This window comes from Mycolicibacterium arcueilense (genome assembly GCF_058536225.1).
Genome location: NZ_JBZTYL010000022.1, coordinates 24262 through 38003 on the forward strand (window position 1 = coordinate 24262; position 13742 = coordinate 38003).

Annotated in this window: 17 protein-coding genes and 1 pseudogene; 13 read left to right on the forward strand and 5 right to left on the reverse strand. The window is 66.0% G+C overall.

Features of this window, described 5'->3' with window-relative positions:
- The first annotated feature begins 97 nt into the window (after positions 1 to 97).
- Entirely contained in the window at positions 98 to 2077 is a 1980-nt protein-coding gene (locus AC4LGL_RS21170) for a tyrosine-type recombinase/integrase (RefSeq protein WP_099962892.1), read from the forward strand.
- A 31-nt stretch (positions 2078 to 2108) separates the two neighbouring features.
- Here AC4LGL_RS21170 and AC4LGL_RS21175 read toward each other — a convergent pair whose 3' ends face one another.
- Positions 2109 to 2468, reverse strand: a complete 360-nt coding sequence (locus AC4LGL_RS21175; RefSeq protein WP_003887760.1) for an Rv2640c family ArsR-like transcriptional regulator — start codon at positions 2466 to 2468, stop codon at positions 2109 to 2111.
- A gap of 101 nt (positions 2469 to 2569) precedes the next feature.
- Between AC4LGL_RS21175 and AC4LGL_RS21180 the strand changes: the two genes are divergently transcribed.
- The 6 genes and pseudogenes from AC4LGL_RS21180 (at position 2570) to AC4LGL_RS21205 (ending at position 6312) form a co-directional block, all read left to right on the forward strand.
- Positions 2570 to 3046: an ArsI/CadI family heavy metal resistance metalloenzyme gene (locus tag AC4LGL_RS21180; protein WP_013470142.1), complete on the forward strand. Its 477-nt coding sequence runs from the start codon at positions 2570 to 2572 to the stop codon at positions 3044 to 3046.
- Between the two features lie 57 nt (positions 3047 to 3103).
- A complete protein-coding gene (locus AC4LGL_RS21185; RefSeq protein WP_099962890.1) occupies positions 3104 to 3616 on the forward strand; it encodes a DinB family protein in 513 nt (170 codons plus the stop codon).
- A 43-nt stretch (positions 3617 to 3659) separates the two neighbouring features.
- Positions 3660 to 4034, forward strand: coding sequence for an ArsR/SmtB family transcription factor (locus AC4LGL_RS21190; RefSeq protein WP_003887763.1), 375 nt, complete (start codon positions 3660 to 3662; stop codon positions 4032 to 4034).
- Positions 4031 to 5104: pseudogene (gene arsB / locus AC4LGL_RS21195) on the forward strand (ACR3 family arsenite efflux transporter); the annotation flags it as partial. The gene AC4LGL_RS21190 and the pseudogene arsB, both read left to right, overlap by 4 nt.
- Positions 5105 to 5145: 41 nt before the next feature.
- The gene (locus AC4LGL_RS21200) at positions 5146 to 5814 is read left to right on the forward strand and encodes an arsenate reductase ArsC (protein WP_013470140.1); all 669 of its coding nucleotides are present in this window, start codon (positions 5146 to 5148) and stop codon (positions 5812 to 5814) included.
- Between the two features lie 30 nt (positions 5815 to 5844).
- Positions 5845 to 6312 carry an arsenate-mycothiol transferase ArsC gene (locus AC4LGL_RS21205; protein ID WP_006246586.1) on the forward strand — a complete coding sequence of 156 codons (468 nt, stop codon included), beginning with the start codon at positions 5845 to 5847 and terminating at the stop codon, positions 6310 to 6312.
- A gap of 306 nt (positions 6313 to 6618) precedes the next feature.
- Here the strand turns inward: AC4LGL_RS21205 and AC4LGL_RS21210 are convergent, their stop codons facing one another.
- Positions 6619 to 8598: a heavy metal translocating P-type ATPase gene (locus tag AC4LGL_RS21210; RefSeq protein ID WP_084032479.1), complete on the reverse strand. Its 1980-nt coding sequence runs from the start codon at positions 8596 to 8598 to the stop codon at positions 6619 to 6621.
- Complete coding sequence (locus AC4LGL_RS21215) at positions 8595 to 8966, reverse strand: ArsR/SmtB family transcription factor (protein ID WP_050982640.1); 372 nt, start codon at positions 8964 to 8966, stop codon at positions 8595 to 8597. Before AC4LGL_RS21215 ends, AC4LGL_RS21210 begins: the two co-directional genes overlap by 4 nt.
- Before the next feature lie 116 nt (positions 8967 to 9082).
- Between AC4LGL_RS21215 and AC4LGL_RS21220 the strand changes: the two genes are divergently transcribed.
- The 6 genes from AC4LGL_RS21220 to AC4LGL_RS21245 all read left to right on the forward strand — a co-directional run bounded on the left by AC4LGL_RS21220 (position 9083) and on the right by AC4LGL_RS21245 (position 13051).
- The gene (locus AC4LGL_RS21220; RefSeq protein WP_006246589.1) at positions 9083 to 9721 is read left to right on the forward strand and encodes a methyltransferase family protein; all 639 of its coding nucleotides are present in this window, start codon (positions 9083 to 9085) and stop codon (positions 9719 to 9721) included.
- Entirely contained in the window at positions 9696 to 10400 is a 705-nt protein-coding gene (locus tag AC4LGL_RS21225) for an adenylate/guanylate cyclase domain-containing protein (RefSeq protein WP_006246590.1), read from the forward strand. The genes AC4LGL_RS21220 and AC4LGL_RS21225 overlap by 26 nt, the downstream gene beginning before the upstream one ends.
- Positions 10397 to 11041, forward strand: a complete 645-nt coding sequence (locus AC4LGL_RS21230) for a class I SAM-dependent methyltransferase (RefSeq protein ID WP_006246591.1) — start codon at positions 10397 to 10399, stop codon at positions 11039 to 11041. The genes AC4LGL_RS21225 and AC4LGL_RS21230 overlap by 4 nt, the downstream gene beginning before the upstream one ends.
- On the forward strand, positions 11042 to 11704 hold the full coding sequence (locus AC4LGL_RS21235; RefSeq protein ID WP_006246592.1) for a DsbA family protein: 663 nt from the start codon (positions 11042 to 11044) through the stop codon (positions 11702 to 11704).
- A 79-nt stretch (positions 11705 to 11783) separates the two neighbouring features.
- Positions 11784 to 12395 carry a methyltransferase family protein gene (locus AC4LGL_RS21240; RefSeq protein ID WP_006246593.1) on the forward strand — a complete coding sequence of 204 codons (612 nt, stop codon included), beginning with the start codon at positions 11784 to 11786 and terminating at the stop codon, positions 12393 to 12395.
- A 26-nt stretch (positions 12396 to 12421) separates the two neighbouring features.
- A complete protein-coding gene (locus AC4LGL_RS21245) occupies positions 12422 to 13051 on the forward strand; it encodes a class I SAM-dependent methyltransferase (RefSeq protein WP_067774115.1) in 630 nt (209 codons plus the stop codon).
- A 114-nt stretch (positions 13052 to 13165) separates the two neighbouring features.
- Here the strand turns inward: AC4LGL_RS21245 and AC4LGL_RS21250 are convergent, their stop codons facing one another.
- Entirely contained in the window at positions 13166 to 13510 is a 345-nt protein-coding gene (locus tag AC4LGL_RS21250; protein WP_491840495.1) for a thermonuclease family protein, read from the reverse strand.
- 6 nt (positions 13511 to 13516) lie between these two features.
- Positions 13517 to 13717, reverse strand: a complete 201-nt coding sequence (locus AC4LGL_RS21255) for an excalibur calcium-binding domain-containing protein (RefSeq protein WP_491840496.1) — start codon at positions 13715 to 13717, stop codon at positions 13517 to 13519.
- Between the last annotated feature and the right edge of the window lie 25 nt (positions 13718 to 13742).

Below are 13742 nucleotides of genomic sequence, written 5' to 3' on the forward strand. Positions count from 1 at the left end.
CAGCGATTCCGATCGCCAGCCGAAGGCGTGGTGCCCAGCCTTATCAACCGGATCGCATACACGGCTTGGGGCAAGGCTGTCGATCAACGCACTCATAATGCTGGGGGTCATTCGTCCCGGCCATGACTGGTTGATCGAGAACAAGCAGGCGCGGTTCTACCGTGACTGGACGACCACGCACGAACCGAAGGCGTGGGATCGCTACTTCGCCGCCGCGGAGCACGAGGGCGCACCGGAAGTGAAGAAATGGCGAACCGCCACCCACCTGGTACGTATCAGCATCTGCAACGGGCTGCCAATCACCGAGCTGCACAGCCAGCATGTGTTGGCCTACCGAGACTTTCTCGTCTCGACCGGCAGGATGCCGGGGGATCTTCTCGCCATGTGGCACTACGGACGCCGCGGCGGACTGTTCGCCGGTGAAGCCGACGACCTGCGGCACTACCTCATCGCCAAACGTCTCAGTCCCACCGAACTGGTCGACCGCTTCAATGTGCGAGCTCCCAGCGTGCGAGGACTGTTGATCGCCTACCTCGCCGAGATCGCCGTCGGTCAGGACTACGCCAGCCTGGACGGAACCAGCCGAAACCTGGTGAAGCTGTTCTGGAAACCGATCGAAGACGCCAACCCCGGCATCGACACAATCAGTTTGACGAAGGCCCAGGCATCCGCCTGGAAAGAGTGGTTGCGCACCAAACCGGATGGGACTCCGCGCCGGCACGCCGAGAGCATTCTGGGAGCGGTCCGCAGCTTCTACCTCGACGTGGCTGCCTGGTCCCACGAGGATCCCTCGACGTGGGCCCATTGGGCTGTCTCATGCCCGGTCAGCATCCGCGACGTCCGAGGCCAGCAGAAGCGCCGGGCCCAGCGGGCACACCGCATGCATGCCCGCACCCGCACCCTCACCCCGCACGTCGATGCACTCGTCGCTGCAGCCCGGCGGGCGTACGTGCAAGCAGCAGAGCTGCAAGCGGTCGCGACGACAGCGCCGTTCGGTGAACCGTTCGCCGTGCACGGGAGCACCTACATCAAGCACACACCGGGCAAGCGGGCCGACCGAGTGCGCATCCATGTTCTGCAGGATGGATCGGAGAAGCGGGTTGACATCCACTACACCGTGACACGGGCCTTCATGACCTGGACGATCATCGAGGTGTTGCGCCACACCGGTATCCGGATCGAAGAGATGCTGGAGCTGACCCATCTGAGCATCAAGCAGTACCGCAAACCCGATGGCACCGTGATACCGCTCCTGCAGATCGCACCGAGCAAGACCGATCAGGAGCGGATATTTCCCTGCAGCCCGGAGTTGACCACCACCTTGGCGCGACTGGTCGAGTTCGTCAGCATCGATGGCCGCGTTCCGCTGTGCTGCCGAATCGACACACAGGAACGCCAGGTGTCGGCGCCGATGCCGCATCTGATCCAGATCCGAGAGGGTGGACGGTCGCGGGTAATCAACCAGTGCACGGTCCGAAAGTGGTTATCAGAGCTGGCCAACAGCATGGCCTTGAAGGACGCTGACGGTACTTCGCTGCATTTCACGCCACACGACTTTCGCCGGATCTTCATCACCGACATCGTCAACGCCGGGTTCCCGATCCATTTGGCCGCAAAGATGGTGGGCCACAACAATATCGAAGTCACGCGCGGCTACACCGCGGTGTATCAGAAAGATGTCTTCGAGGCATATGACCGGTTCATCGACAACCGTAGACAGGCACGGCCATCGGCCGAATACCGTGAGCCCACCCAAGCCGAATGGGACGAGTTCGTCGAACACTTCGGCCAGCGCCGGATCGCGCTCGGCAATTGCCACCGCCCCTATGGATCTGACTGTTCCCATGAACATGCCTGCATCCGGTGCGATTTCTGCGAGGTTGAACCGGCCCAGGCCGCAAGGCTCGATGAGATCCGTGACAACCTTCGCCTCCAGGTGGTCGAGGCCCAAAAGAACCGGTGGCTGGGCGACGTTAACCAATTACGCCTCACCATTGAGCACGCCGACCGCAAGGCGGCGAGGCTGGCAGCCCTCACCGAGGCGGCCCCGGTACTCCTTGCCGCGCACACGTCCTGACGCGAGCAGTAAGGGACCGTCCTTCTGACAGCTAGGTGCAGCAGTTGGGGTCGAGGACGACGCAGAGTGCCTGCAGGGCTTCGGGTTTGACGCGGTGAAAGACGTTCATGCCGCGCCGGTCGGAGATCACCAGCCCGGCTTTGCGGAGCTGGCCCAGGTGGTGGCTGACGGTGGATTCACTCAGGTCGAGCACCGCGGCCAGATCGCCGCTGGTCTCTTCGCCGGGGCGTGAGCTGAACAGCAGCGACATCATCTTGACCCGCACCGGGTCGGCGAGCGCCTTGAGCCGCATCGCGACCTGCAGGGCATCGGCGTCGCTGATCGGGCCCGCGGCGACCGGGGCGCAGCACACCGGGGCGGACATGTCGATCACGGGCAGCGCTTTGGGCATGACCCCATCCTGCCACCTGTCTTGACATATATCAAAAAGGTGGCATCCTGAGGTCGACGCGCCAGTTCGATATATGTCTCATCCCTAGTGGGAGGTCCATCATGTCCCGTATGCAACTCGCCCTCAACGTCGATGACCTCGACGAGGCGATCACGTTCTACACCAAACTGTTCGGCGTCGACCCCGCCAAGGTCAAGCCCGGCTATGCCAACTTCGCCGTCGCCGAGCCGCCGCTGAAGCTGGTGCTGCTGGAAAATCCCGGTAAGGGCGGCACCATCAACCACCTCGGCGTCGAGGTCCAATCCAGCGACAAGGTGCACGCCGAGATCGCCCGCCTGACCGGCGAGGGGCTGTTCACCGATGAGGAGATCGGCACCACGTGTTGCTTCGCCACCCAGGACAAGGTCTGGGTGACCGGGCCGGCCGGAGAGAAATGGGAGGTCTACACGGTGCTGGCCGACTCCGACACCTTCGGCACCAGCCCACAGCACCTCGACGATTCCGCCGACGGCGAGGGTGGGGTGTGTTGCGGCGGAGCCTCCAAGGAGGCTGACCCCGCCGCAGCGTCCTGTTGCTAGCCGATCGCACCTGCCGCGGCCGTGGTCACATGGCCGCGGCAGGCGCATGATCGGGGCATGGACCGCGATGCCATCGCTGCCGATCTGGAGCGCGCGCGTGTCACGTTCCACCAGCTACTGGCGGCCGCCGGCCCCGACGACTGGGATGCGCCGACGCGCGGAACCCGGTGGACCAACGAACAATTGCTGTTCCACATGGTGTTCGGCTACGTGGTCGTGCAGCGGCTGCTGCCCCTGGTGCGGGTGATGGGCCGACTACCTGACCGCGTCAGCGGGGCATACGCCCGGTTGCTCAACGCCGCGACCACGCCGTTTCATCAAATCAACTACTACGGATCATGCGCCGCCGCCATGGTCTACAACCGGCGCAGGATGGGCGCCAAACTCGACCGGGTCATCGACTCACTGCAACACCGGCTCGCCCGCGAGACCGACGACACCCTGCGGCGCGGCATGCATTTCCCGCCGGGATGGGATCCGTTCTTCTCCGACTACATGACGCTGGAAGACGTCTACCGCTACCCCGGGCGCCACTTCGACTTCCACGCCGCCCAACTCACCTTCACCTGACGTTTCATTTGCCAACAACTTCGATATCCGTCAATATTGATGTATGTCGAAGTCGCAGGAGTCGTTGACCGACGGGGACGCGTGCTGCCCACCCGGGGCGCTGCTGCGCGAACCCCTTACCGCCGCGGACGCGGCGGACATGGCGGTCAAACTCAAAGCGCTGGCCGATCCGGTACGCCTGCAGCTGTTCTCCGCGATCGCCAGCCACGCCGGTGGTGAGGCCTGCGTCTGCGACATCTCCGCCGACATCGAGGTGTCACAACCGACCATCAGCCACCACCTCAAAGTGCTGCGCGACGCCGGGCTACTGACCTCACAGCGCCGGGCCTCCTGGGTGTACTACGCCGTGGTGCCCGACGCGCTGGCCAGCCTCGCCGTCCTGTTCGGCATTGACGCAGCCGCCGGGGTGTCGGCATGACCGACACCACCACCCCGGCCCCAGCGGTCGTGGGCAAGCTCTCCACCCTGGATCGGTTCCTGCCGCTGTGGATCGGCGCGGCGATGGTCGCCGGGTTGCTGCTGGGCCGCTGGGTTCCCGGCTTGAACACCGCGCTGGAAAGCGTTCAGCTGGACGGGATTTCACTACCCATCGCTCTTGGCCTGCTCATCATGATGTACCCGGTGCTGGCCAAGGTCCGCTACGACCGCCTCGACACCGTCACCGGCGACCGCAAGCTGCTGCTGTCCTCACTGGTCCTGAACTGGGTGCTCGGCCCCGCGCTGATGTTCGCGCTCGCGTGGCTGCTGCTGCCCGACCTGCCCGAATACCGGACCGGCCTGATCATCGTCGGCCTGGCCCGCTGCATCGCCATGGTCATCATCTGGAACGACCTGGCCTGCGGCGACCGGGAAGCCGCCGCCGTCCTCGTGGCGCTCAACTCGATCTTCCAGGTCATCATGTTCGCCCTGCTGGGCTGGTTCTATCTGTCGGTGCTGCCCGGCTGGCTCGGCCTGGAACAGACCACCATCGACACCTCCCCGTGGCAGATCGCCAAGTCCGTGCTCATATTTCTGGGCATCCCGCTGCTGGCCGGCTACCTGTCGCGCCGGCTCGGCGAGAAAACCAAGGGCCGTGACTGGTACGAGGCCAAGTTCCTGCCCCGGATCGGGCCGTGGGCGCTCTACGGGCTGCTGTTCACTATCGTGATTCTCTTTGCGCTGCAAGGCGACCAGATCACCCACCAACCGTTCGACGTCGCCCGCATCGCCCTGCCGCTACTAGCGTACTTCGCGATCATGTGGGGCGGAGGCTACCTGCTCGGCACCATGCTCGATCTCGGTTATGAGCGCACCACCACCCTGGCGTTCACCGCCGCGGGCAACAACTTCGAACTCGCCATCGCCGTCGCGATCGCCACCTACGGCGCCACCTCCGGCCAAGCCCTGGCCGGCGTCGTCGGCCCGTTGATCGAAGTCCCGGTCCTGGTCGGGTTGGTCTACGTGTCCTTGGCGTTGCGCAACCGGTTCCACCACCACACCTCCCAACACCTTCCTGCCGACGGCTCGACGACGAGAACGGAACCCAATCCATGACTGACAGCCCCGTCACCCACGAGCTTCGCCACGATCTGTCCATCGACCAGCAACTCGCCCTGAAAACCGCGGCGACCCGGCTGGGCGGTGAGTTCGATGGCACCTTCGGTACCGAAACCATCGAACGGTTCTTGCATTCGTCCTACGACCAGTTCGCCGGCCGGGCCACCATTCCGAACTTCCTGCCGCTGTTGGCCGAACGGTTCGCCCGCCAACGCCTGCACGCCCTGGCGAGAGTGGAAGGAAAGATCAGCGACGGCAAACCGACCGTGTTGTTCCTGTGCACCCACAACGCCGGCCGCTCGCAGATGGCGCTGGGCTACTTCACCCACCTGGCCGGTGACCGGGCCGTCGCCTGGTCCGGTGGATCCGAACCCGGCAACGAGATCAACCCCGCCGCGATCGCTGCCATGCACGAAGTCGGTATCGACATCACTGGCGAATACCCCAAACCCTGGACCGACGAAATTGTGCAGGCGGCCGACGTCGTCATCACCATGGGCTGCGGGGACGCCTGCCCGATCTTCCCCGGGAAACGCTACGAGAACTGGGAACTGCCCGACCCCGCCGGCCAGGGCCTCGACGCCGTCCGCCCGATCCGCGACGACATCGAAGAACGCGTCCACCGTTTGTTGGCCGACCTGAACGTGCCCGTCACCCGGTAGCCGCGAAAACCTCAAGGGAACACACCGAATATGGCTGACACATCAGTGTTGTTCGTCTGCGTCAGTAACGCCGGAAAATCGGTCATGGCCGCCGGGCTCATGCGCCAGATCGCCGGACCGACCATCCACGTCAGCTCGGCGGGCACCCGCGCCAAGACCGCCGTCAACGACCTCTCGGTACAAGCCTTGGCAGAAGTCGGCGTCGACATCAGCGACCATCAGCCCGCCCAACTCACCGCGCAGATGCTCGACGACGCCGACCTGGTCGTCATCGTCGGCAGCCAAGCCCACCTCGACGAGTACTGTCCCGGCGTCACCATCCAGCGGTGGGATACCGACGAACCCTCCTTGCGCGGCATCGACGGAATCGACCGCATGCGAATCATCCGCGACGACATCACCACGCGCGTCCAGGCCTTGGCCGCCAACCTTTCCACCGCGATCACACCACCCACCGGCCAGCCATCCCGATCCAACGCGCGTATTGAGCGAAGCTAGATGTATGCGTGTGGAACTTCTCACGAGCCCGGGATGTCCGAATGCAGCGGCGGCTCGGCGCTTGCTCGCCGAGTGTCTGTCTGAGGTTGATATCGCTGAAGATGTGGTGGTGGAAAGGGTCGGTGGATATCCATCGCCAACAGTGCTCGTTGATGGTATGGATGTCATGAAGCCGGGCACTGAGCTGGCAGCTGATGCGTGCCGATTGGACCTTCCGACCAGGGATCGCGTGCTGGCGGCGCTTCGGAGTGCGACGCCGTTGACGTGATCGATCCGGGGTCTTACCCCGATGTTGCGGCCCCGAGTTCAGCTGGCTGCCGTGGTCTTCTGGTTGCGGGTGTGGGCCAGCCGGTGGGAGTCGGTTCCGGTTTCGATGATGGTGCCCCCGAGGGGCTTGGTGCGTCCGGCGCGCACGCCGTTGGCGATGACGACGATTTCGGCGAGTTCGTGCACCGCGACGACCGCGGCCAGCCCGAGGACACCGGTGAGGGCGAGCGGAATGAGCACCGTAATCAATGCCAGTGAGAGGCCGACGTTTTGCAGCATGATCCGCCTCGCGCGCCGCGCGTGGGCCAGTGCTTGGGTGAGGTGGCGCAGGTCTTCACCCATCAGCGCGACGTCGGCGGTTTCGATGGCCACGTCGGTGCCCATCGCGCCCATGGCGATACCCAAATCGGCAGTGGCCAGGGCCGGGGCGTCGTTGACGCCGTCACCGACCATGGCCGTCGAGGAACGTTGGCGCATTTGACCAATTAGCGCGGCTTTGTCTTCGGGCCGCAGATCGGCATGCACGACCTCGATGCCCACCTGCTTGGCCAATGCGTGGGCGGTCGCTTGGTTGTCACCGGTGAGCATGGCCACCTGATACCCGCCGCGGCGCAGCTGGGCGACGACGTGGGCGGCTTCGGGCCGCAGCTCATCGCGCACCGCGACTGCCCCGATGATCTGGTCGTTGTCTTCGATGAGCACGGCGGTGGCGCCGGCGGCCTGCATGGCCGCGACCTGGCCGGCCAGCGGGCCGGGGTCAAGCCAGCCGGGGCGGCCCAGCCGCAATCGACGGCCATCCCGCGCGCCGGTCAACCCGGCACCGGTGACCGCCTGCACGTCATCAGCCGGTTGCACGGGGCCCTGCGCGGCGGCGAGAATCGCTGCCGCGAGGGGGTGTTCGCTGCGGGCCTCCAACGCCGCCGCCACATCCAGCACGTGCTCGCGGGTGGCGCCGTTGGTGGTGGCGACGTCGATGACGGTGGGTGCGTTGGCGGTCAGGGTGCCTGTCTTGTCCAGCGCGATCGTGCGGACCGCGCCCAGGGCTTCCAGCGCCGCCCCGCCCTTGACCAAGACACCGAGCTTGCTAGCCGCGCCGATCGCGGCGACCACCGTGACCGGCACCGAGATCGCCAGCGCGCAAGGAGAGGCCGCCACCAACACCACCAGGGCACGTTCGATCCACACCAGCGGATCGCCCAACACGCTGCCGATGGCGGCGATGAGGACCGCGGCGATCATGATCGCGGGGACCAGGGGTTTGGCGATGCGGTCGGCCAGGCGCTGGGCTTCGCCCTTGCGGGACTGCTCGGCCTCCACGATCGCCACGATGCGGGCCAACGAGTTGTCAGCAGCAGTGGACGTGACCTCAACCTCCAGCACGCTGGTGCCGTTGATCGACCCGGCGAACACCTCATCACCGGGCCCGGCCTCTACCGGCACGGATTCGCCGGTGATGGCCGAAACATCCAGCGCCGTGCGCCCCGACACGATCGTGCCGTCGGTGGCGACGCGTTCGCCGGGCTTGACCAGCATCCGGTCACCCACCGCCAACTCTGCTGGGGCGATGGTGGTTTCGGTACCGTCGCGGAGCACGGTGGCCTCATCGGGCACCAGCGACAACAACGCCCGCAGACCTCGGCGGGTGCGGGCGAGGGAGTATTCTTCGAGGCCCTCGCTGATGGAGAACAGGAACGCCAGCATGGCGGCCTCGCCGACCTCGCCGAGGATCACCGCGCCGACCGCGGCGATCGTCATCAGCGTGCCGACCCCGATCTTGCCCTGCGCCAGCCGGCGCAGCGTCGAAGGCACGAACGTGTAGGCACCGATCACCAAGGCGAGCGCATACAGGCCGATTTCGACCGCATGGGGGCCGCCGGACCAGCCGACCACATAGCCGGCCAAAAGCACCACGCCCGCCACCGCGGCGGCGCGCAGTTCGGTGATCTCCCAAAGCCGTTCGGGTTCCTGCTCGTCCTCGCCGGGGCGGTCGTCGCTGCCGCAGCCGCACGCCTCACTCATCGCGCAACCTTCTTCCGCTCAGTCGGGTGGCCGTAGTTGGGGCACAACGCCACCGCGTTGCCGGTGGCCTCCAAGACAGCTTCGGCGGCCCGCAACATGTCCAGTAGTTCCGGGCGGGCCAGCCGATACACCGAGGCGCGGCCCTGCGGCCGGAAATCCACCAGCCCGCAGTCGCGCAGGCACGCCAGATGCGCCGACACCGTCGACTGCGCCAACCCCAACTCGCCGGTCAGATCCACCACCCGCGCCTCACCGACCGCCAGCCGGCGCAGGATCGCCAACCGGGTGCCATCCGAGAGGCTGTGAAACAACGCCGTCGCCGCATCCACATTCCCGCACATCGCGGGATCGACCGAACCACTTTTCATCGCCACACGACGATGATAGCGTCCAACACTATTGATCGGTCAACCCCGCCAACATCGATACAACCCGATGGATGAGGACGCAGGGCGGGGACGGGCCGACCGGGAAGGAGCAGGCGATGGCACTGACTGCACTGGGCCTGTTCGCGATGTTGATGCTGGTGATCGGGGCCTGTCGGCGCCGGATCCAGCTGGCCCGCATCGGCGACAGCGGCAACCGGCGGGGTTGGCGGCCCGACGGCACCCTGGAATGGTGGGCGCTCGCGCTCGCCGACGTGGGCTATCTGCTGGTCGGCGTCGGCGCCCCAGCGGCGGCCCTGGCCGGGCTCGCCCCACTGCGTTTCGCCGACCATCTGCTGGTTCATGCGACTGGGATCGCGGTTGCGGTGGTGGGCATCGGGCTGACCTTGCAGGCCCAGCTGGGGTTGGGGGCCTCGTGGCGGATCGGGGTTGATGAGACCGAACGCACCGAGCTGGTCACCGGCGGCCCGTTCGCGATTGTGCGCAACCCGATCTTCACCACACTGCTGCTCACCCTGACCGGCCTGACGCTGATGGTGCCCAACCCGATAGCGATCGCCGGCCTGCTGATCGCGATCGCCGGCATCCAGCTGCAGGTGCGCGAAGTGGAAGAGCCCTACCTGCGCCGCGTCCACGGCCACACCTACCGCGACTACACCACCCGAGTGGGGCGCTTCCTACCGTGGCTCGGCCGCACCAGAGATGAGACCAATGATGCTGCCCGACACTACACCTGACTTCGACACGGTCGAGGCGACGGCGGCGTTTGTCGACCTGGCCGGCTACAGCATCCTCACCGAAATCTGCGGCGACCACGAAGCCGCCCAGCTCGCCGCGCGGCTTGCCGACCTGGCACAGGCTGCACTACAACCGGGCGTGAGGCTGGTGAAGACGATCGGGGACGCGGTCATGTTGACCGCCGACACACCCACCCAGATGCTGGCCACCCTCACCGACCTGGCAGAGCAGGTCGCCGGCGAGGACGGGTTCCTGGCGCTGCGCGCCGGAATCCATCACGGACCCGTCATCGCCCGCGGCGGCGACGTGTTCGGCCACACCGTCAACATCGCCGCCCGCATCACCGCACTCGCCGGGGCCGGCCACGCCGTGATCACCGACCCGATCGCGGCTGCCGCTACCCGACAAGGCCTGTCCACCCCAGCGATCGGTGCTCCGCCGCTGCGCAGCATCACCACCCCGATTCCGCTACACACGCTGGCCCTGACCGAGGCCCGCTACCCCCGCGACCCGGTCTGCGGCATGCGGATCAACCCGGAAACCGCCCGGGCGCGACGCCGCTACCAGGACCGGGATTGGTGGTTCTGCTCGACCGACTGCGCCCACCAATTCACCACCACCCCAAGCACTTACACATCGACACTCCCGGTCACCGCCAGTGAACGGCAGCCGACATGAGCCGCCCCTGGGGCCGCAACCGGCTCAAATTCGCCCTGGCCGGACCGCTGTTCGAAGCCGGCAACCGGTTCATCCCCGGCCGACCCCATGACCGGCTCGCCCAGCTCGTCGCCGACCAGAAACCGAAACGAGTGCTCGAACTGTGCGGCGGCACCGGCTACGCCGCCCGCCTGCTCGCCCGCAAATCCCCGAGCACACGAGTGGATTGCCTCGACATCTCCCCGGAAATGCTGGCCGTCGGCCGCCGCTACCTCACCCGCGCCGGGATCGGTACCGTGGCGCTGCATGAAGGTGACGCCGCCGCACTGCCGTTCGGCAATGACACCTTCGACGTGGTGATGAGCGTGTTCGGCTGGCACGAACTGCCCACCGACATCCGCCACCGCGCCATCGACGAAGCCATCCGCGTTCTACGTCTCGCCGGCCAGGTCATCGCCATCGACCTCGACCCACCACCCACCGCCCGCACCATCTTCGAGACCTACATGCGGCTCGCCGAACGACCCCACGCCCGCGACGTCCTGGGCACCGGCCTGGCCGACGCATTCACCGCACACGGACTGGCCGTCACCACCCATCTGCCCGCGCGCAGCTGGGCCGCCCCGTTCCAGATCGTCCACGCCCACAAAAGAGGTATCTGAATGGCGCGCACCAGCCGCATCCTGCTCACCGCGTTCGTCATCGCCGCCATGGCGATCGGGGCGCTGGTCTACCTGTCAGTGCGCGACCGCGACTCGACCACCACGGCACAGCCCGATACCGGCGAGGCCGGGCAGGTGGTGCGCGAGAACAGCCACCGACTCAACACGGTGCCCGACAGCACGGTGACGTTCGTGGAGTTTCTCGACTTCGAATGCGAGGGCTGCCGCGCGGTCTACCCAGAGATCGAAAAAGCGCGGGCCGAATACGGCGACCGGGTGAATTTCGTGATCCGCTACTTCCCGCTGCAAGCCCACGTCAACGCCGAGCGGGCCGCCCGCGCGGTGGAAGCCGCCGCCCAGCAAGGCCAACTGGAGGCGATGTATCGCAAAATGTATGACACCCAAGCCCAGTGGGGTGAAAAGCAAACCCCAGCCGATGACGTATTCCGCGGATTCGCAACAGAACTCGGCCTGGACATGGCCGAGTTCGACGCGGCCTACGCCAATCCCGCCACCCTCGAACGCATCCAACTCGACATGGCCGACGGCCGCGCCTTGGGCGTGCAGGGCACCCCGACCTTCTTCCTCAACGACACCCGCATCCAGCCACACAGCTATGAAGACCTAGCCCAGGCCTTCGATCAAGCGCTCGCCGAGAACTAGGCGCGGCCTGCCGCATCCATCGGCTTGACCGCCCCTCTCCACATCGACACTCATCTCAGTCCGGCCAGGAGGTTCACCCATGCCCGCCACCGCGCTCGTTCTCTACCTGGTCTTTGCCGTCTTAGGGTTCGGCTGGCGCAGCTGGACCCAGCACCGCCGCACCGGCTCGACCGGGTTTCGCGGCATCCACGGCCGGCCTGGCTCGCTGGAATGGTTCGCCGGCGCCGGATTCATCGCTGCCATCCTCGCCGGGGCGGCCGCACCGCTGCTGCAACTGCTCGGCATCCTCACCCCGATCGCGCTCCTGCAGGCGCCGTGGATTCAGGTGGGCGGGACGGTGCTGGCGGTGGCGGGTATCGCGGCCACCCTCTACGCCCAGCGCGACATGGGCGAGTCCTGGCGGATTGGCGTCGACCCCAGTGAGACCACCACATTGGTGCTCCGTGGTGTGTTCGGGCTGGTGCGCAACCCCATCTTCACCGCGATGCTGATCTTCGCCGCCGGCATCACCCTGATGACCCCCAACCCGCTCGCCCTGGTCGCGTTCGTCGTGCTGCTGGCCACCATCGAGCTGCAGGTCCGCGTCGTCGAAGAGCCCTATCTCAACGCTATCCACGGCCAGGCCTACCGGGACTACTGTGAGACGGTCGGCCGGTTTGTTCCCCACATCGGACGCACCCGAATCGTCTGACTGGCCGACTCGAATCGAGGTGAACCATGGCCACCGGTGATCGCACCGCCCGATGGAACCGATACTGGGACAAGAAATCCCGTACCTACGACCGCGAAATCGGATTCTTTGACCGCCACCTGTTCGGCGACTCCCGCCAATGGGTCTGCAGCCAAGCGGCCGGCACCACCCTGGAAGTCGCCGTCGGCACCGGCCTCAACCTCGAGTTCTACCCCGACACCGTCACGCTGACCGGGATCGACTGGAGCGAACAGATGCTCGACCTGGCTCGTCAACGTGCCGCCGACCTCGGCCACCCCGCCACGCTGCAACAAGCCGACGCCCACCACCTACCGTTCGACGACGCCACCTTCGACACCGTCGTCTGCACCTTCGGGCTCTGCGCCATCCCCGACCACACCAAAGCCCTCAACGAAATGACCCGCGTCCTGCGCCCCGGCGGACAACTCATCCTGGTCGATCACATCCGCAGCAGCGTCGCCCCCGCCCGAGCCGTGCAACGCTTCCTCGAACTGTTCACCGTTCCCCTCGGCGGCGAACACTTCCTGCGCCGCCCCCTCAACCACATCCGCAACGACCCCAACCTCGACATCGAACGCGTCGAACGCTTCAAACTCGGCCTCGTCGAACGCCTCACCGCCCGCAAACCCACGTAACCCGAGGCGAACTCACCGACCATCCAGCTAGAGCTGTCCCACATCAACAGCTCAGCCGCGCCCTCGAAGGCTCCAAAGACTCCGACTGATGACCGGCCCCGGTGAACGGATTGACTAGTGCAGATAAGTGCGCCCATATCGATCCGTCCTGTCTTGAGTCGGATCGGGCTGAAGCGCCACCCGTTGTCCGACCATGTTCGACCTCGCGAACTCCGTCGCCTCCGGGCCCCAGCAACCGACGGTGTAGCCAGGCTTCTTGGTTTCAGGCGTGTCGATGCCCAGGATTCGCACGCGAAGCCGACCCCGCACGTCGTCACGGATGTCGATGGTGTCGCCGTCGACCACTCGCAATACTTCTGCTGTCGTCGCGACGGGGTCGGCCGAGACCAGCGGAGGGGTGAGGAAAGCGAACAGGCACACTACGACACCGACAACGCGGATCGCGATCGTCGATGCCACGGTGGGTCAGGACTTCTTCTCGCAGGCGATGCCGTCGCCGTCGCGATCGAGGTGGGCGGCATAGCCGGGATCGTCGGTAGTCATGTTGAACTTGCCGTCCGCGTAGGCGTCCTTGCAGTATCGATACGGTGGGTCGGCCTGTGCCATAGGGGCTACACCGATGGCGCCGCCGATGATGGCCGCCGCGACCATGAAGGCACGAAACATGTGAACCCCCTTGTGATCTTGAATT